The organism is Delftia sp. WSY_12 (genome assembly GCF_043104645.1).
In the GTDB taxonomy this organism is placed as follows: Bacteria; Pseudomonadota; Gammaproteobacteria; order Burkholderiales; family Burkholderiaceae_C; genus Comamonas; species Comamonas tsuruhatensis.
On sequence record NZ_JBICKW010000022.1, the window covers coordinates 484,614 to 501,868 of the forward strand.

At 69.5% G+C, this 17,255-nt stretch carries 14 protein-coding genes; 7 read left to right on the top strand and 7 right to left on the bottom strand.

What is annotated here, in order from left to right:
- Positions 1-14: 14 nt before the first annotated feature.
- Positions 15-1,523 (top strand): tripartite tricarboxylate transporter permease, encoded by a 1,509-nt coding sequence (locus ACF8LI_RS14530; RefSeq protein WP_392414237.1) that lies wholly within the window; start codon positions 15-17, stop codon positions 1,521-1,523.
- A gap of 10 nt (positions 1,524-1,533) precedes the next feature.
- Here ACF8LI_RS14530 and ACF8LI_RS14535 read toward each other — a convergent pair whose 3' ends face one another.
- The 7 genes from ACF8LI_RS14535 to ACF8LI_RS14565 all read right to left on the bottom strand — a co-directional run bounded on the left by ACF8LI_RS14535 (position 1,534) and on the right by ACF8LI_RS14565 (position 11,215).
- The gene (locus ACF8LI_RS14535) at positions 1,534-2,751 is read right to left on the bottom strand and encodes a Fic family protein (RefSeq protein WP_016453711.1); all 1,218 of its coding nucleotides are present in this window, start codon (positions 2,749-2,751) and stop codon (positions 1,534-1,536) included.
- A 94-nt stretch (positions 2,752-2,845) separates the two neighbouring features.
- Positions 2,846-3,889: a transporter gene (locus ACF8LI_RS14540; protein ID WP_016448182.1), complete on the bottom strand. Its 1,044-nt coding sequence runs from the start codon at positions 3,887-3,889 to the stop codon at positions 2,846-2,848.
- Positions 3,890-4,079: 190 nt separating this feature from the next.
- Positions 4,080-4,697, bottom strand: coding sequence for a hypothetical protein (locus ACF8LI_RS14545; protein WP_016448183.1), 618 nt, complete (start codon positions 4,695-4,697; stop codon positions 4,080-4,082).
- 133 nt (positions 4,698-4,830) lie between these two features.
- A complete protein-coding gene (gene pdeM, locus ACF8LI_RS14550; RefSeq protein ID WP_034347934.1) occupies positions 4,831-5,562 on the bottom strand; it encodes a ligase-associated DNA damage response endonuclease PdeM in 732 nt (243 codons plus the stop codon).
- Positions 5,563-5,578: 16 nt separating this feature from the next.
- A complete protein-coding gene (locus ACF8LI_RS14555) occupies positions 5,579-8,464 on the bottom strand; it encodes a ligase-associated DNA damage response DEXH box helicase (protein ID WP_392414238.1) in 2,886 nt (961 codons plus the stop codon).
- 22 nt (positions 8,465-8,486) lie between these two features.
- Positions 8,487-10,178, bottom strand: a complete 1,692-nt coding sequence (locus ACF8LI_RS14560) for an ATP-dependent DNA ligase (protein WP_392414239.1) — start codon at positions 10,176-10,178, stop codon at positions 8,487-8,489.
- On the bottom strand, positions 10,175-11,215 hold the full coding sequence (locus ACF8LI_RS14565; protein ID WP_392414240.1) for a ligase-associated DNA damage response exonuclease: 1,041 nt from the start codon (positions 11,213-11,215) through the stop codon (positions 10,175-10,177). Before ACF8LI_RS14565 ends, ACF8LI_RS14560 begins: the two co-directional genes overlap by 4 nt.
- A gap of 224 nt (positions 11,216-11,439) precedes the next feature.
- Here ACF8LI_RS14565 and ACF8LI_RS14570 point away from each other — a divergent pair, with 224 nt between their 5' ends.
- The 6 genes from ACF8LI_RS14570 (at position 11,440) to ACF8LI_RS14595 (ending at position 17,226) form a co-directional block, all read left to right on the top strand.
- A complete protein-coding gene (locus ACF8LI_RS14570; protein ID WP_034364437.1) occupies positions 11,440-11,703 on the top strand; it encodes a DUF2789 domain-containing protein in 264 nt (87 codons plus the stop codon).
- Positions 11,704-11,896: 193 nt separating this feature from the next.
- Positions 11,897-13,129, top strand: coding sequence for a SpoIIE family protein phosphatase (locus ACF8LI_RS14575; protein WP_392414241.1), 1,233 nt, complete (start codon positions 11,897-11,899; stop codon positions 13,127-13,129).
- Between the two features lie 9 nt (positions 13,130-13,138).
- Entirely contained in the window at positions 13,139-13,711 is a 573-nt protein-coding gene (locus tag ACF8LI_RS14580) for a SiaB family protein kinase (protein ID WP_013802972.1), read from the top strand.
- A gap of 68 nt (positions 13,712-13,779) precedes the next feature.
- Complete coding sequence (locus ACF8LI_RS14585) at positions 13,780-14,181, top strand: DUF1987 domain-containing protein (RefSeq protein ID WP_012204882.1); 402 nt, start codon at positions 13,780-13,782, stop codon at positions 14,179-14,181.
- The gene (locus ACF8LI_RS14590) at positions 14,181-14,921 is read left to right on the top strand and encodes a GGDEF domain-containing protein (RefSeq protein WP_012204881.1); all 741 of its coding nucleotides are present in this window, start codon (positions 14,181-14,183) and stop codon (positions 14,919-14,921) included. Before ACF8LI_RS14585 ends, ACF8LI_RS14590 begins: the two co-directional genes overlap by 1 nt.
- A gap of 28 nt (positions 14,922-14,949) precedes the next feature.
- Positions 14,950-17,226 (top strand): putative bifunctional diguanylate cyclase/phosphodiesterase, encoded by a 2,277-nt coding sequence (locus ACF8LI_RS14595; protein WP_392414242.1) that lies wholly within the window; start codon positions 14,950-14,952, stop codon positions 17,224-17,226.
- Positions 17,227-17,255: the final 29 nt, after the last annotated feature.

A 17,255-nucleotide genomic window follows, 5' to 3' on the forward strand; every position in this document is an offset into this window, starting at 1 on the left:
CACGGAGCAACACCATGGACGAACTCCAATACCTCGCGCACGGCTTCGCGGCCGTCACCACCTGGCAGAACACGGGGCTGATGCTCACGGGCATCCTGCTGGGCATCGTGGTCGGCGTGCTGCCGGGCCTGGGTGGCCCCAACGGCGTGGCCATCCTGCTGCCGCTGACCTTCGGCATGTCGCCCACCTCGGCCATCATCCTGCTGTCTTGCATCTACTGGGGGGCGCTGTTCGGCGGCGCCATCACCTCGGTGCTGTTCAACATCCCGGGCGAGGCCTGGTCGGTGGCCACCACCTTCGACGGCTATCCCATGGCCCAGCAGGGCCACGCGGGGGCCGCGCTGACCACGGCCTTCACGGGCTCGTTCATCGGCGCCATCTCGGGCGTGATGCTGATCACCTTCCTGGCGCCGGTCGTGGCCTCGTTCGCGCTGCAGTTCGGGCCGCCGGAGTTCTTTGCGGTCTTCTTCCTGACGTTTTGCTCCTTCATCGGCATGGGCAAGGAGCCCAAGGCCAAGATCGTGGCCGCCATGGCCGTGGGCCTGCTGCTGGCAGCCGTGGGCATGGACACCATCTCGGGCGACCTGCGCATGACCTTCGGCTCCACGGAGCTGCTGCGCGGCTTTGATTTCCTGGTGGTGGTGATCGGCCTGTTCGGCATCAGCGAGATCCTGATGACCATCGAGGAAGGTCTCGCCTTCAAGGGCAAGAAGGCCTCCATCGACCTCAAGGTGGTGTTCAGGACCTGGGCCCGGCTGCCGCGCTACTGGCTGACCATGCTGCGCTCGGCCCTGGTGGGCTGCTGGATGGGCGTGACGCCGGGCGGCGCCGTGGCGGCCAGCTTCATGGGCTACGGGCTGGCCAAGAAGTTCTCGCGCGACCCCGACAGCTTCGGCAAGGGCAACCCCGAAGGCGTGCTCGCCCCCGAGACCGCCGCCCACGCGGCCGGCACCTCGGCCCTGCTGCCCATGCTGGCCCTGGGCATTCCGGGCTCGGCCACGGCGGCCGTGCTGCTGGGCGGGCTGATGATCTGGGGGCTGCAGCCCGGCCCGCTGCTGTTCACCGAGCAAAAGGACTTCGTCTGGGGACTGATCGCCAGCATGTACCTGGGCAACATCGCCGGCCTGGTCATCGTCATGGCCACCGTGCCGCTGTTCGCCGCCATCCTGCGCGTGCCGTTTTCCATCGTCGCGCCCATGATCCTCATGGTCTGCGCCATCGGCGCCTTCACCGTGCACGGCAATGCCACGGACATCTGGCTCATGCTGGTCTTCGGCGTGGTCGGCTACGTGTTCAAGAAGCTCGACTATCCACTGGCGCCCATGGTGCTGGCCATCGTGCTGGGCGACCGCATGGAAGACGCCTTCCGCCAGAGCATGCTCTCCAGCCAGGGCGCGCTGGGCATCTTCTGGCACAACGGCCTGTCCGGCACCATCACCACGCTGGCCCTGCTGATGCTGGTGTGGCCGCTGCTGGGCAAGTTGCGGGCGATGGTGTTCGGGGCGAGGGCTGTGGCGGCCTGAGAGGAGCCGTCTACAGCGAGTCAGCCTCCGCTTCCGGCCAGAGGCGGGGGAAGTAAAAACGCAGGGCGTGCAGCGGCACGCCCAGGCGCACTCTTCCATACGGTGAATCCGTCTCCAGCAGGCCGCGCTTGAGCAGTGCCGATACCTGGGCGGTGGCCAGCCGGTCACCCAACCCCAGCATGGCCTTGAAGTCGGCCCGATCCATCTCCGCCTGGGCCGCAAAAAGATAGTGCAATGCGCGCAATGCCTCGCTGCGCACGCCTTGGCGCACCACCCGTTCCTCATAGGCAAGGCATGCCGCCATGCGTTCCTTCATGCCGTCCAGCGACAGAAGTCCCTCCATGAAGCTCACTTGGTCCATGCACAGTTCCAGCACGTATGCGATCCAGTCGATCAACCCCAGTTCGGTCAGATTGCCACGGCCATCAAGGTCACCACGGCGCGGCTCGTCTGCGGCGGCAAGCAAGGCGTAATAGCGCTCCTGCGACCGTGCGAACCCCCTCAGGGGGGACCACAGACCATTGCTCAGGCCCATGTGGGTTAGTACGAGATGTGAATGCAGCCGGGCCACGCGCCCGTTGCCGTCCCGGAACGGATGGATCCAGGCCAGGCGCTGGTGCGCAGCGGCCATGGCCACCAGCTGCAACTCGCCACGGCGCACGCCTGAGTAGAAGCTCGACCAGCGGTCCAGAAAAAATGGCAACTGCCCCGCTGCAGGCGCCGCATGCCTGCCCACGCTAACCTCCCGCGTGCGCCATCGACCCGGCTCGATGGCATCGTCGCCAAGGGCGCCGGCCTCCAGATCGGCCTGGGGCAGACGGGCGAAGAGATCCTGGTGGATATCGGCCAGCATCTGGGGGGTCCAGACCTGCGCATTCGTCCATTGCGTGGACCTGTACTCCAGTTGCTCTTCAGTGGCCATGTGCGCCAGCGCCAATCGCTGACGGCGGGCCTGATCTTCGTCCTGCGCATAGTCGTTGTGCAGGGCGCGCTCGATATCCAGCGGAAAGGTGTGCTGCCCCTCGATCCTGTTCGAGTAATACGAGTTCATGGCCCGAAGCAGCCGGCGCAGGCCTGGCAATGTGTCTGGTCGGTAGCGGCCGGCCAGCCGCTCACCCAACCTGATCAGGTCATGGGAGAGCTCCAGCAAAGGGCCCAGCTTGTGTTCCCCCGGCAGCAGCGGCTCCATCTGGGCAGGATGGTCGTAGAGCAGGAATTTTTGCGACATTGATCACCTATATAAGCAGCTGATTTATATAGATGAAATCCGTTTAGTGCGAGATATTTTGCGAGTTCTTCTGCAAGATTCCCTGACACGTCCCCTAATCCCTGTACCGCTTCTTGCGAAACGCCAGCCATGCGGCGATGACGGTGAAGGCGACGACGATGGACACCACGATCCAGAAGCCGTGCTCGTGCTCGGCCAGCGGTATGCCGCCCACGTTCATGCCGAACAGGCCGGCCAGGATGTTGATGGGCAGGGCCAGCACGGTGACCACGGTCAGCACGAAGAGGCTGTTGCTGTTGTCCTCGTTCACGGCGGCGGCCACCTCTTCCTGCAGCAGCTTGATGCGGTCCTGCAGGGTCTGCATGTCGCGCAGCATGAGCGAGAACTCCTCGCTCGCTGCGGCCAGGCCGCGCCGGTCTTCCTCGCCCATCCAGCCGGGGGGCTGCTGCAGCAGGCGGAACAGCGCGGCGGGCTCGGGCGCCAGCAGGCGCTGAAGGCGCACCAGCAGGCGGCGCAGCCGGCCCAGGTGGGCGCGCGGATGGTGGTAGCGCTGGGCCAGGATGGCGTCCTCGATATCGTCCACGCGCGCCGTGGTCTCGCGCACCACCTTGACCAGCACATCGGCCTGGGTGCGCATCAGGTGCTCCAGCAGCTCGGCCGTGCTGGCGGGGCTGTCGCCGCGGCGCACGGCGTCGCGCAGGGCATCGACAGAGCGCAGCGGCTGGGTGCGCGCGGTGATGACCAGGCGCTCGTCCAGGCAGATCCACAGCGTGGCGATGTCGGCCGAATCGAAGTTGAACTCGAAGTTCACATCGTTGAGCACGGCGACCAGGCTGTCGTCGGCGCGCTCGATGCGCGTGGAGGTCAGGCCCTCGCGCAGGGCGGCATAGAACACGTCGGGCAGGCCCGCATGGCGCTGCAGCCAGCGCAGGGACTGGGTGTGGGTCAGGTTGAAGTGCAGCCACAGGAAATCGCGCCGGCCCGCATCGGACCGGGCTGCGGCATCGGCCAGCCACTGCGCGGCGGATGGCGCCGTCACGGCCTGCACGCACTGCCGTGTGTCACTGAAGAAGCGCCAGCCGCAGATCAGGCCTGCGTCTTCGTGGGCCTGTGCCAGGGGGGAGGCTGCATCGGTCATGGGGAGGAGGAAGCACCTGCGGAAGTGGCCTGCGCGGGCCGGGCAAGTGCGGGATTCTTGGCTGCGTCCATGACAGGGATGTGACAGCCGTCATCAGACCGTCATGCACAGGCCCTTGCGTCCCCTCTCCGCCCCCTCACTGCCCCTGCTCCTGCCCCTGCTCCCCCCCTCCCCTTGCCGCGACCCTGCATCAGCACATCACGACGTTCTCCAGCGAGAACGAGAAGGGGCGGGAATTCGCCCCCGAGCCGCCGCCGCGCATCACGATGTCGGCACGGGAGATGCCCAGCAGGGAGATTTCGGTGTTCATCTGGGAGACGATGGCCGAGTTCATGATCTGGCCCTGCTGGATGTGCGAGGCCACGCCGATCCAGATGCTGGGCTTGAATTCGAAGACGGCCTTTTGCCGGGGGGCAATCGCGGTCTTGACGGCCAGCAGCCTGCCGTCCTTGTAGCAGCTGGCGTTGATGGCGCCTTGGGGCAGCGCGTTGAGCACCTGCACTTCCTTGGAGCTGGCGCCGTAGCCTGCGGGCGCCAGGCGATCGCCGGCGGTGGACGGTGCCATCTGGAACTGCTGGCCGTACTGCGCCTCCAGCTGCGGCGTGCAGTTGCCATGGCTGTCGCTGGCGCCGACCTGCAGGCCCAGCGGAAAGGTGAACGGATGGTTGTCGCCCTGTCCGCAGTACTTGATGACGCGCCACGCCACGGCAGGCGCATCGAGGTCGCTGGCGACGTTCTTCTGGAAGATGACGATCTGCGGGTGGTTCGCGTCGTTCGATTGGTTGAAGAAATTGAGTTGAACGCCCATGCATTCCTCCTGGTGGAACGAAAAGCGCTGCGGCATCCCCGGGCACTGCCTGCTGTCCCGCCACGCTTGCTGCGGGAGTCACTGTAGGGAACAACGGCCTTGCGGAGAATTACGCCCGATTACATCCCTGGGCTCACCCAGGCACGGCCCAGACCCGGTCCGCGCCCACGGCAAAGAGCTGGCGGCCTGGCTCGGGCGGCAGGCTGGCCATGCCGGTGAACAGGCCGAAGGCGGGCAGCAGGGTAAAGCCCGCGTGCACGGCAAAGCACGGCAGGCGCAGGGCGTCGCGGCCGGTGCCGCGCAGCACGATGGCGGGATGGACATGGCCGGCCAGCACATGCCAGGGCCGGGCCTGCTGCGCCTGCAGGTCCTGCGTTGGCGGCGGGGGGTGATGGCAGGCGGCGAACGGCCCCAGGTGCCAGGGCTCGTCCACGATGGCAAAGCCCAGCGCGGGCGGCGGATCGCCTGCGTGGCTGTCATGGTTGCCGCGCACCAGCACCAGTTCCACAGCCGCATGGCGGCTGCGCCAGCGGGCCAGTGCAGCCAGTACGGCAGGATTGCGTGCCTCGGCCGCGTGCAGGAAGTCGCCCAGCACCACGAGCCGCCGCACGGGCAGGCCCAGAAGAAGGGCCGATAGCCGCTCCAGGTTGCCCTGCGTGGTGCCCGCCGGCACGGGAATGCCGCGCGCGCGGAAGGTGGCGGCCTTGCCCAGGTGCAGGTCGGCGATGAACAGCGTGCCCTGGGCGGGCCACCACAGCGCATGCTGGGCCAGCAGGTGCACGGGCTCGCCGGCCAGGAACATGCCCAGGCTGCCGGCCAGGGCGTCGGGGGAAACAGGACTTGGCAACGGTGCGTGGCCTTTCATCAGCGGTGCAATGGTTCTACAGCAGCGGCAAGGGCCGCGAGGGCTTGCGCACGCGGCGCGGGCGGCGGCTGGCGGCATCGGCCTCGGGGCCGTCGGTGGCCTGCAGCGAGAAATCCAGCGTGCGGCGCACGGCGGCCGTGTCCTCGTCCACGGCGGGGGGCTGGTCTGCCTTGGGTTTTTTCCGTGGACGCAGCGGCGGATCGGGCGGGACCAGGTCCTGCGTGCGCGGCTCGCTGGCTGCACCGCCGGCATCTGCCGCCTCGTGCAGCTGGGCCAGCATGCGCGCGATGCGGTCGGCCAGATGCTCGTTGGTGAGCTTTTCGCGAAAGCGCTCCACCATGAGCGGGAAGGCAAACGGGCTGGGCCGGCGCAGCGCGCTCACCACCAGCTGCTGGGCCTGCATGCGGCGCAGCGCGGCCAGCAGCTGGGCCACGTCCAGCTCCTGGCTCAGCACTTCCTCGTCGGCCTGGCGCAGCAGCAGGTTGCTGTCGTCGTACTTGCGAAACACCTCGAAGAACAGCTGGGCCGAGGCCTGCAGCTGGCGCGCGCTGCGGCGCTCGCCCGGGTGGCTCTGGAAGATCAGGCCGGACACCCGCGCTATCTCGCGGAAGCGCCGCCGCGCCATCTCGGTGGCGTTGAGACTGGCCAGCACTTCGTGCAGCAGGGCATGGCGGGCGTGATGGGCGTCCTCGCCCGCCAGGTGGGCATCGTCGGCGGCCTGGTCCCAGTGGCGGTCCGCATTGGCGGTGTTGCGCGTGGCGACCGCCTGGCTGGCGGACACGCGCCCGGGCACTGCCACGGCCTGGGCCGGCTCGGCGCGCAGCAGTTCGGGCAGCATGGCGGCCCAGTCACGCTCGGTGGCGCTCAGCAGCTCCAGCCCGTAGTCGTTGACGGCGATGGAGAAGGTGCCCGTCTCGCCCTGGGCGGCGCGCCAGGCCAGCAGGCTGGCCAGGCCCATATGGGCATGGCGGCCTGCAAACGGATAGAGAAACAGATGCCAGCCCTCGCGTGTGCGCAGGGTTTCGGCCAGCAGCGTGCCGGGCGTGGGCAGGGCCGACCAGCGCTGCTGCACTTCCAGCAGGGGGCGCACGCAGCGCAGCTCGGGCGAGTGGTAGTCGCCCGCCGCCGCCAGCGCCAATTGCTGCACCACGAAGTCGGCCAGCACGGTGGACAGCGGCATGCGCGCACCGGCCCAGCGCGGCACGGTGGGCCGCGTTCTGGCGGCGCGGCGCACGTAGGCGGTCATGTCCTCGATGCGCACCAGCTCCAGCACCTGGCCCGCGAAGACAAAGGCATCGCCGGGCGACAGGCGCGACAGAAAGCTCTCCTCCATGCTGCCCAGCCGCGCGCCGTGCAGGATCTGCACGCTCATGCTGGCGTCGCTGACGATGGTGCCGATGTTGGCGCGGTGCCTGCGCGCCAGCCGCGCGTCGGGCATGCGCCAGATGCCCTCTTCATCGGGCCGCACGCGCTGGTAGTCGGGATAGGCGGCCAGCGAGGGGCCGCCGCGGTGCACGAAGTCCAGGCACCACTGCCAGACCGCAGGCGCCAGCCCGGCATAGGCGATGGTGCGGCGCACTTCGGCATACAGCTGATCGGGCACGAAGCCGCCGCCCAGGGCCACGGTGGCCAGGTGCTGCACCAGCACGTCGGCGGGCTGGCGGGGGCTGGCGCGCATTTCCACCTGCTGCGCGCGCACGGCAGCGCGGGCGGCGGCGGCCTCCACCAGCTCCAGGCTGTGCGTGGGCACCAGGGTGATGCGCGAGGGCCGGCCCGGCGCATGGCCCGAGCGGCCCGCGCGCTGCAGCAGCCGTGCAATGCCCTTGGCCGAGCCGATCTGCAGCACGCGCTCCACGGGCAGGAAGTCCACGCCCAGGTCCAGGCTGCTGGTGCAGACCACGGCCTTGAGCGTGCCGGCCTTGAGCCCGGCCTCCACCCATTCGCGCACACCCCGGTCCAGCGATCCATGGTGTATGGCCAGCAGGCCGGCCCAGTCGGGCCGGGCCTCCAGCAGCGCCTTGTACCAAAGCTCGGCCTGGGAGCGCACATTCACAAAGACCAGGGTGGAGCCGGCCGTCGCCTCCAGCTCGCGCACCACCGCCGGCAGCATGGCCAGGCCCAGGTGGCCGGCCCAGGAAAAGCGCTCGGGCCGGTCGGGCAGCAAGGTGTCCACCACCAGGCGCTTGTCCACCTGGCCCTGCACCAATACGCCGGGCCGCGGCTGGCCATGGTCGTCCAGGCCCAGCAGGGTCTGCATGGCCTCGTCCAGATTGCCCAGCGTGGCCGACATGCCCCAGACGCTCAGTTGCGGGCTCCAGCCGCGCAGCCGCGCCAGGGCCAGCTGCAATTGCACGCCGCGCTTGTTGCCCAGCAGCTCGTGCCATTCATCGGCCACCACCAGGCGCACGGAGCCCAGCAGCTCGCGCGCATCGGCCCGCGCCAGCAGCAGGGACAGGCTCTCGGGCGTGGTGACCAGCACGGTGGGCAGCTGGCGCGACTGCGCGCTGCGCTCGGCGCTCCCCGTATCGCCCGTGCGTGCGCCCACGGTCCAGCGCGCCAGCGCGGGATGGCCCTGGGCCAGCGCCTGCAAGGGCGTCTGCAGCGCCTTGAGCGTGTCGGCCGCCAGGGCGCGCATGGGCGTGATCCACAGCACGGTGAGCGGTGCGGAGGCCGGTTTTCGTTTTCCGGTGTGCGCCGGCATCGGGGTTTGCGGCGGGCCCGCAAGGGCCTGCAGCGCGCCCAGCCAGACCGCATAGGTCTTGCCCGCGCCCGTGGTGGCATGCAGCAGGCCGCTGTGGCCCTGGGCCAGCGCCTTCCACACGGCGCGCTGGAAGGCAAAGGGCTTCCAGCCCCGTGCGGCAAGCCAGGCGGTGGCGAGGGGATGGGGGGAACGGGTGGCCATGGCGCGGTGCGTCAAGGGTGGGTCACGGGTCGGAATGCGGCAGCAGGGCCGCCAGCGTGTCGATGGAGTCGGCCTCCTGCACAGGCTTGTCCTCGCGCCAGCGCAGCATGCGCGGAAAGCGCACGGCAATGCCGCTCTTGTGGCGCGCGCTGCGCGCAATGCCCTCGAAGCCCAGCTCGAACACCAGGGTGGGCCGCACGCTGCGCACGGGGCCGAAGCTCTCCACCGTGGTCTTGCGGATGACGGCGTCCACGCGCGCCATTTCGGCATCGGTCAGGCCCGAATAGGCCTTGGCGAAGGGCACGAGGGCGCGGCCCTCGGTGCCGGGCGGCGCGTTCCAGACGGCAAAGGTGTAGTCGCTGTAGAGGCTGGCGCGACGGCCGTGGCCGCGCTGTGCGTAGATGAGCACGGCGTCCACGCTCAGCGGATCGATCTTCCACTTCCACCACACGCCGCTGTCCTTGGTGCGGCCCACGCCGTAGGCGGCGTCGCGGGCCTTGAGCATCATGCCCTCCACACCCAGGGAGCGGGCCTGTTCGCGAAGTTCGGCCAGGGCCTGCCAGCTGTCGCCTGCCAGCACGGGGCTGGGCAGCAGCGCCGGGTGCGCCACCAGGGCCACCAGCCGTTCCAGCCGCGCGCGCCGTTCATGCTGGGGCAAGGCGCGCAGGTCCTGGCCGCCCTCCTCCAGCAGGTCATAGGCCAGCAGCACCACGGGCAGCTCGCGCAGCAGCTTGGGGCCCAGGGTCTTGCGGCCTATGCGCTTTTGCAGGTCGGCAAAGGGGCGCACATGGGCGGGCGCCTCGCCCTGCTGGGCAGCCCAGACGACGATCTCGCCGTCGATCACGGTGCCCGCAGGCAAGGCATCGCCCATGGCCTGCAGCTCGGGGAAGCGCTCGCTCACCAGTTCCTCGCCGCGCGACCAGATCCAGGTGCCCAGCGCGTCACCGCTGCCGCGCCGCACGATCTGGGCGCGTATGCCGTCCCATTTCCACTCCACCACCCATTGGGACGGCGGGCCGAGCACGGCGTCGAACTGCTGCAGCGGCACCTGCAGCGGATGGGCCAGGAAGAAGGGATAGGGGTGGCCACGGGCTTCGCCCGAATGCGCGTCATCGCCCTCTTCCTCGCCTGCCACCAGCCGCAGGTAGTCGGCCGCCCCGGGCCGCGCGCCGATGTGGGTGTAGCCCATGAGCCGCTGGGCGATGCGCTTGGCATCCACGCCGCTGACGGCCGCCAGCGCCTGCGTGACCTGCAGCCGCGACACGCCGACCCGGAAGGCCCCCGTGATCAGCTTGAAGTAGACCAGCCGCTCATCGGCCGCCAGCCGCGCCCATTGCATGCGCAGCGTGTCCGCCAGCGCCTCGGGCGCCATGCCGCGCAGCGGCAGCAGGTGGTCCGTGACCCAGGCGGCCAGGCCCAGGTCGTGCACGTCACCGGGCGGCGGCAGCAGCAGCGCAATGGTTTCGGCCAGGTCGCCCACGGCCTCGTAGCTTTCGTCGAACAGCCATTCGGGCAGGCCGGCCGCCTCGCGCGCCAGCTCCTTCAAGACCTTGGTGGGCACCAGCTGGCGCGGCTTGCCGCCGGCCAGGAAGTAGACGGCCCAGGCCGCATCGGCAGGCGCGGCGGCGCGCAGATAGGCCTGCAGCGCGGCCTGCTTGTCGCGACTGGCGGTGCTGGCGTCCAGCGCGCGGTAGAGGGCGGCGAAGTCCTTCATGGGGCGGGCGCCTCGTCCGGTGCAGTCTGGGCGGCGGCAGCCTCGTCCTCATCGCCGTATTCGGTCTGGAAGGCTTGCGCATCCAGGCCCTGCTCGCGCAGCCAGCGCACCAGCACGGCCACGCTGCCGTGGGTGACGAAGACCCGCTCGGCGCCCGTGGCGCCAATGGCGTACTGCAGGCCGGGCCAGTCGGCATGGTCGGACATGACGAAGCCCCGGTCCACGCCACGGCGCCGGCGCGTGCCGCGCAGCTGCATCCAGCCGCTGGCAAAGGCATCGGCATGGCCGGGAAACCGGCGCATCCACGGCGTGCCCTGCGCCGAAGGCGGCGCCAGCACCAGGGCGGTCTTGAGCCGTTGTGCATCCACGCCGGGGTCGGTCACGCGCAGCGTGGGCGGCAGGTCCACGCCCGCTGCGCGGTACACGGCGTTGAGCGGCTCCACCGCGCCATGCACGACGATGGGGCCGATGCCGCTGTCCACCCCGTGCAGGATGCGCTGGGCCTTGCCGAAGGCATAGCACAGCAGCACCGAGGGCCGGCCCTGGGCCGCGTTGGCCTGCCACCAGGCGTTGATGTCGGCCATGAGCTCGGGCTGGCGGGGCCAGCGGTAGATGGGCAGGCCGAAGGTGGATTCGGTGATGAAGGTGTCGCAGCGCACGGGCTCGAAGGGGGTGCAGGTGCCGTCGGCCTCGGTCTTGTAGTCGCCCGAGGCCACCCAGACCTGGCCGCCATGCTCCAGCCGCACCTGGGCCGATCCGAGCACATGGCCGGCCGGGTGCAGGGAGATGCGCACGCCGTGGTGATCGATGGCTTCGCCATACGGCAGGGTCTGCAGCGTGATGTCCGCGCCCAGCCGTGCGCGCAGCACGCCTGCGCTGTCGTCATGGGCCAGGTAATGGGCGTGGCCGGCGCGCGCATGGTCGGAGTGGCCATGCGTGATCACGGCCCGGTCCACGGGCCGCCAGGGGTCGATGTAGAAATCGCCGGCCGCGCAGTACAGGCCTTCGGGACGGGCCACGATCAGGTCGGCGGGCATGCGGGATCGGGGAAAGCAGTGCTCATGTCCCCATGCTAGTGGGGCAGTCGATGGGCGCGCGCTGGCCCGGAGCGCGGCAGGCTGTCAGCCTGCACCTACCCGCGCTGCCATGCTGCCGCAACTGGCCTGCGGCGCCCTGCAAATCGGGGAAGATAGCGCCCTGGCCCCTTCCTGCAGCCGGCCCGCCGGCTCCCTTTGATCCCACACGCACCGAACACGCCTCCATGAACAACTCCGTCGTCCGCATGTCCAATCTCTTCCTGCAGCTGGGCCTGGATGCCAGCGACCAGGCCATTGCCGACTTCATCCGCGCCCACCAGCTGGCCGCCGATGTGGATGTGGTGGATGCGCCCTACTGGAGCGATGCGCAGCGCCAGTTCCTGGCAGAGCAGCTCAAGGCCGATGCCTCTTGGGCCATCGTGGTCGACCAGCTCAGCGAGTCGCTGCACGAGGACGCGGTCAGGCGGCGCGCCGAAGGCCTGAGCTGAAGCGAGGCTGCCTGTCCACCCCGATGGCCTGCATGGACGGCAGCCCCAGGCCGCGAACGGCCATGCCGCGCCAGGACGAAGGCTGTCGGCTCACAGTCCTCCAAAGAGGTGCCTGCCCCTCAGGCCCATCCGCGTCACAAAACTGAAACAGGGAAATCGTAACATTCCCTAACAATTTTGCGATGTGCATTCCATGGATGAGTCCCGCGCCTACCTGAGCGATTTCCGGCCCCGTTTCCGCCCACCCAGCGCCGCGGACCTGTGCACCCCCGTCCCCTGCATGACCGCCGACGAGACCAACGAGAAGGTGCTCGAGGTCTTCACGCGCCACCGGGACCTGATCAGCCTGCCCGTGGTGGAGGGCAACCGCCCCATCGGCCTGATCAACCGCAGCATCTTCCTGTCCCAGTTCAGCAAGCCGTTTCGCATGGAGCTGTACGGCAAGAAGAGCTGCATCGCCTTCATGGACAAGGAGCCGCTGGTGGTCGATGCCTCCACCGACATAGACACCCTGACCGTGAAGACCGTGGAGTACGGCGAAAAGGCGCTGACCGATGGCTTCATCATCACGCGCGACGGCCTGTTCGCGGGCGTGGGCAACGGTCTGCAACTGATGCGCGCGGTGGCGGACATGCAGGTGGCGCGCAACCGCCAGATCATGCACAGCATCGAGTACGCCAGCGTGATCCAGCAGTCGCTGCTGCGCAGCTCGAGCGAGGCCCTGGCCCGCGCCTGCCCCGGGGCAGACCTGGTCTGGGAGCCGCGCGATGTGGTCGGCGGCGACTTCTACCAGTTCAGCCAGGACGGCGATGGCTGGTTTGCCACCGTGGCCGATTGCACGGGCCACGGCGTGCCCGGCGCCTTCATGACGCTGATCGCCACCAGCAGCCTGAGCCAGGCCATCAAGGAGCACGGCCCGCGCGACCCAGCCGCGCTGCTGGGCCATGTGAACCGCAGCGTCAAGCAGATGCTGGGCCAGCTCGACGGCAAGGATGGCACGCCCGGCTCCGACGACGGGCTGGACGCGGCCTGCTTCTGGTTCGAGCCCGCGCACCGGCGCCTGCGCTTTGCGGGCGCGCGCCTTGCGCTGTTCGTGCTGCGCCCCGGCGCCGAGGCGGTGCAGGTGCTCGACGGCCAGCGCAAGGGCGTGGGCTATGTGGACAGCGAGTTCGACTTCGCCTGGAACAACATCGACCTGGAGCTGCCCGCCGCCGCCCTGGTCTTCATCACCACCGACGGCCTGATCGACCAGGTCGGCGGCCCGCGCGGCATCACCTTCGGCAAGAAGCGCGTGCGCGAGCTGCTGCTGGAGCAGGCCGGCCGCACGCCCGCCGAGATCAACCGCGCCCTGCTGGCCGCCCTGCAGACCTGGCAAGGCGAGCACCACCGCCGCGACGACCTGACCTTTTTCTGCTTCAGAACCTGAATGCCTCCCATGCCCTCCGCACAGATCGCCGACAAGTACGGCAGCTTCTTCCACCTGGCGCGCCAGCACCAGGTGATCTTCTACTACGTGGGCTACTTCTCGCAGAACATCGTCGCGGCCATGGCCGAGGCCGTGCGGCTGCAGCTGGAAGTGGCCGGCGTGCCCGGCCCCACGCGGCGCAAGCTGTTCTCGTCCTTTGTCGAGATGGCGCAGAACATCATCCATTACTCGGCCGATGCCCTGACCCCGCCCCACCAGGACGATGGCGAGCTGCGCCACGGCGCGGTCTGCATCCGCCGCGAGGACGACGGCAGCTTCGTGCTGCTGTGCGCCAACCCCATCGAGCCGGGCATGGGCGAGGCACTGCGCGCCAAGCTCGACGCCCTGCGCAGCATGACGCTGGACGAGATCAAGAAGGCCTGCCGCCAGTCGCTGCGCGATGACGCGCCCGAAGGCAGCAAGGGCGCGGGCATGGGTTTCCTGACCCTGGCCCGCGATGCGCGCGAGCCGCTGCAGTTCGACTTCGATCCCGCCCAGACCGTGGACGGCCGGCCCGTCTTCTACCTGAAAGCCACGCTCTGAGCCGTCGCTCCGGCACCAGGCCTGGACAGGCCCGGCCCGCAGGCACGGACAACGCACCGAGATCACGCATGGACAACCTCTACATCGCACCGACTCCCAGTTCCCCGGAAGTGGACTTCCAGTTCGACACGCACACGCTGCACCTGCGTGGCGAGTCCTATCCCGAGAACGCCGCCGCCTTCTACGGCGGCATCCTGGCCCGCCTCAAGGACTACCTGGCGCAGCCGCAGCCGGCGCAGCAGCAGGCGCGCATCGAGGTGCACATCGCGCTGGCCTACTTCAACAGCTCCAGCACCAAGATGCTGTTCAACCTGATCGAGGCACTGAGCGGCGCCGCCGAGGCCGGCCGCCCCGTGGCCCTGCACTGGTACCACGACGAGGAAGACGACACCATCTGCGAATTTGGCGAGGAGCTGCGCGACGACTTTCCCGCCATCGCCTTCACCGGCCACCCCGTGAAGGCGGCGTGATGGACACCGTGGCCGCTCCCGCGGATCTCTTCGATGCCGAGCACCAGGCCCTTTTGGCTGCCCGCGCCGCCCACGACCGGGGCGAAGAAGCCGGCGCCCAGGCCTGCCACCAGGCCCTGGGCGTGCTGCTGACCGCCTATGAGCGCCTGCTGCGCGAAACGCGCCGGCTGGTGCGCCGCAGCGACCGCGCCGAGCTGGAGATGACCCAGCTCAACCAGCGCCTGCAGGAGCTGGCCGGCGAGCTGGAATACCGCGCCACGCACGACCCGCTGACCGGCGTGCTCAACCGCGCGGCCATCATCGAGCGCGTGAACCGCCACTTCACCCAGCAGGGCCTGGCCCTGATCGTGCTGGACATAGACCACTTCAAGCGCGTGAACGACAGCTTCGGCCACCCCGTGGGCGACAGCGTGATCCTGGGCGTGGTGCGCTGCCTCAAGGCCGCCGTGCCGGCCACGGCCCACATCGGCCGCGTGGGCGGCGAGGAATTCACCGTGCTGCTGCCCCAGCACGACAGCGACGGCGCCGTGTGCGTGGCCGAGCAGGTGCGCGCCGCCATCGAGGCCCATCCCTTTGGCCTGCCCGACGCCAGCTGCATCACGGCCAGCTTCGGCGTGAGCTGGCGCCCGAGCGGCGGCCGCTTCGACGACGCCTACAGCCTGGCCGACGAGGCGCTGTACGCCGCCAAGCGCAGCGGGCGCAACCAGGTCGTGCGCGCGGCAGACCATGCCACGGCCTGAGCGGCGCGGACACAGATAGGGCTGAGGCATGAGTTTCGTGATGCGCGCACGGGCGCCCAGGGCGCCCGCCCCTGCTTCCGCCCTCCTGCAGCCGGCTCTGCAGCCGCCCCCGCCATCGCCCGTGCCCGGGCCTGAATGGCGGGTGCTGATCGTGGACAGCGACCCCGACGTACACGCCGCCTTCCGCCTGGCGCTGGAAGGCCACAGCCTGTTCGGCCGGCCGCTGGTGTTCCTCTACGCCCGCTCCGGCACGCAGGCGCGCAACCTGCTGCGCAGCGAGCAGGACCTGGCCGTGGTGGTGCTCGACGCCGTGACCGATGGCACGGGCGCCGGGCTGGACCTGGTGGACTTCATCCGCTACACGGCCGGCCTGCGCAACAGCCGCATCGTGCTGCGCACCGGCCGCCCGGGCCAGGCGCCCGATCTGGAAACCCTGCTGCGCTACGACATCAACGACTGCCGCACCAAGACCGAACTCACGCCCGACCGGCTGCTGGCCATCGTGGTGACCGCCGTGCGCTCCTACGAGCAGCTGTGCGCCATCGAGGCCAACCGCCGCAGCCTGGAGCTGATGGTGCGCTCCAGCGCCTCGCTGCTGGAGGAAACCAATCTGCACGCCTTCGCGCGCGGCGTGATCACCCAGTTGGCCACCTTGCTGGGCGTGGCCAGCGAAGGCCTGGTCTGCTCGGAGGGCACGCACCCGGCCGAGCCCTACCGCGTGCTCGCGGCCACGGGGCCATTCGCCCGGCTCATCGACCAGCCCATCGCCACCGTGCTGGCCTCGCGCGGGCTGCGCCTGCTGCGCCAGGCGCTGCAGACCCGCCGCAACATCTACGGCGTGCAGCGCGGCGTGGCCCTGTACATAGGCCGGGGCGACGAGCAGGACATGGCCGTCTTCATCGACGCACCGGCCTCGCACAGCGCACTGGACCGCCAGCTGCTCGAAGTCTTCTGCGCCAACCTGCGCACGCTGCTGCACAACCGCGGCCTGCTGGAGCGCCTGCACCAGTCCGCCTACTTCGACCCCCTGGTCTGCCTGCCCAACCGCGCCCACTTCGTGGAAAAAGTGGACGAATGCGTGTGGCGCGGCACGCGTGACCATGTGCTGGCTCTGGTGGATATCGACGACTTCAGCGCCACCAACGACGTGATGGGCCACCGCTTCGGCGACCGCCTGCTCGAAGCCATGGCCCGCCGCCTGGCCAGCGCGCTGCCCGCAGGCGTGCTGCTGGCGCGCGTGGGATCGGACACCTTCGGCATCCTGGGCCCCACCGACGAGGTGGCCCTGGCCCAGTTGCTGGACTGCGCCCGGCAGCCGCTGGCCGTGGACGGCGTGCCGCACAAGGTCTCGCTGACCTGCGGCTACGTGTACCTGCCCCATGAGCGCCAGGCCGGCACCGACCTGGTCAAGGACGCCACCATCGCCCTCAAGCGCGCCAAGCGCGATCACCGCGGCCAGCTGCTGGAGTACTCCGAGCAGATGGGCATGGAGGCGCGCGACCGCGCCCTGCTGCTGTCCGACCTGCGCGCCGCCATCGACGGCGCCCAGCTTTTCCTGGTCTACCAGCCCCAGGTGGACCTGGAAACCCATGCCCTGGTCGGCCTGGAGGCCCTGCTGCGCTGGCGCCGGCAGGACGGCAGCTTCGTGCCGCCCGACCGCTTCATTCCGGTGGCCGAGCATTCGGGCCTCATCGTGCCGCTGGGCCAATGGGTGCTGGCCACGGCCTGCCGCACCATGCGCGAACTGCTGGACGCCGGCCGCGCCCCCAGGCGCATGGCCGTCAATGTCTCCACCGTGCAGCTGCAGGACCCGGGCTTTCTGCAGACCGTGAGCCACGCCCTGGCAGAGCACGGCCTGCAGGGCGCGCAGCTGGAGCTGGAGATCACCGAATCCGTCGCGGTCCTGCCCACCCAGCTGCTGCAGGCCACGCTCAGCGCCCTGCGCTCCCTGGGCGTGACCATTGCCATCGACGACTTCGGCACCGGCTACTCCTCGCTCAGCTACCTGGAGCGCCTGCCGCTGGACCGCATCAAGATCGACCGCAGCTTCGTGCGCCAGCTTGGCGAATCACAGGAAGCGCGCATCGCCGAAATGATCGCCCAGCTGGGCCGCAAGCTCGGCCTGCAGGTCCTGGCCGAAGGCATAGAGGACGCCAGCGCCTGGCAGGCCCTGCGCGCCATGGGCTGCCAGGAGGGACAGGGCTATCACGTTGCCCGGCCGATGGACAAGGGCCAGTTGCTGGGCTGGCTGGGCCAGCGCAATGAAGCGCTTCAGCGGCAGCCTGGCACCTCTGAGTTCCCCTGAGGCGGGCAGGCCGCGCCCTGCTCCCTCCC

Excerpts from the sequence above, each read along its gene's own strand:
- ACF8LI_RS14575 (WP_392414241.1), top strand. The coding sequence starts at position 11,897 with ATGGATGAGTCCCGCGCCTACCTGAGCGATTTCCGGCCCCGTTTCCGC.
- ACF8LI_RS14570 (WP_034364437.1), top strand. The coding sequence starts at position 11,440 with ATGAACAACTCCGTCGTCCGCATGTCCAATCTCTTCCTGCAGCTGGGC.
- pdeM (WP_034347934.1), bottom strand. The coding sequence starts at position 5,562 with ATGAAAGGCCACGCACCGTTGCCAAGTCCTGTTTCCCCCGACGCCCTG.
- ACF8LI_RS14540 (WP_016448182.1), bottom strand. The coding sequence starts at position 3,889 with ATGACCGATGCAGCCTCCCCCCTGGCACAGGCCCACGAAGACGCAGGC.
- ACF8LI_RS14595 (WP_392414242.1), top strand. The coding sequence starts at position 14,950 with ATGAGTTTCGTGATGCGCGCACGGGCGCCCAGGGCGCCCGCCCCTGCT.
- ACF8LI_RS14535 (WP_016453711.1), bottom strand. The coding sequence starts at position 2,751 with ATGTCGCAAAAATTCCTGCTCTACGACCATCCTGCCCAGATGGAGCCG.
- ACF8LI_RS14555 (WP_392414238.1), bottom strand. The coding sequence starts at position 8,464 with ATGGCCACCCGTTCCCCCCATCCCCTCGCCACCGCCTGGCTTGCCGCA.
- ACF8LI_RS14590 (WP_012204881.1), top strand. The coding sequence starts at position 14,181 with ATGGACACCGTGGCCGCTCCCGCGGATCTCTTCGATGCCGAGCACCAG.
- ACF8LI_RS14585 (WP_012204882.1), top strand. The coding sequence starts at position 13,780 with ATGGACAACCTCTACATCGCACCGACTCCCAGTTCCCCGGAAGTGGAC.
- ACF8LI_RS14580 (WP_013802972.1), top strand. The coding sequence starts at position 13,139 with ATGCCCTCCGCACAGATCGCCGACAAGTACGGCAGCTTCTTCCACCTG.
- ACF8LI_RS14565 (WP_392414240.1), bottom strand. The coding sequence starts at position 11,215 with ATGCCCGCCGACCTGATCGTGGCCCGTCCCGAAGGCCTGTACTGCGCG.
- ACF8LI_RS14545 (WP_016448183.1), bottom strand. The coding sequence starts at position 4,697 with ATGGGCGTTCAACTCAATTTCTTCAACCAATCGAACGACGCGAACCAC.
- ACF8LI_RS14560 (WP_392414239.1), bottom strand. The coding sequence starts at position 10,178 with ATGAAGGACTTCGCCGCCCTCTACCGCGCGCTGGACGCCAGCACCGCC.
- ACF8LI_RS14530 (WP_392414237.1), top strand. The coding sequence starts at position 15 with ATGGACGAACTCCAATACCTCGCGCACGGCTTCGCGGCCGTCACCACC.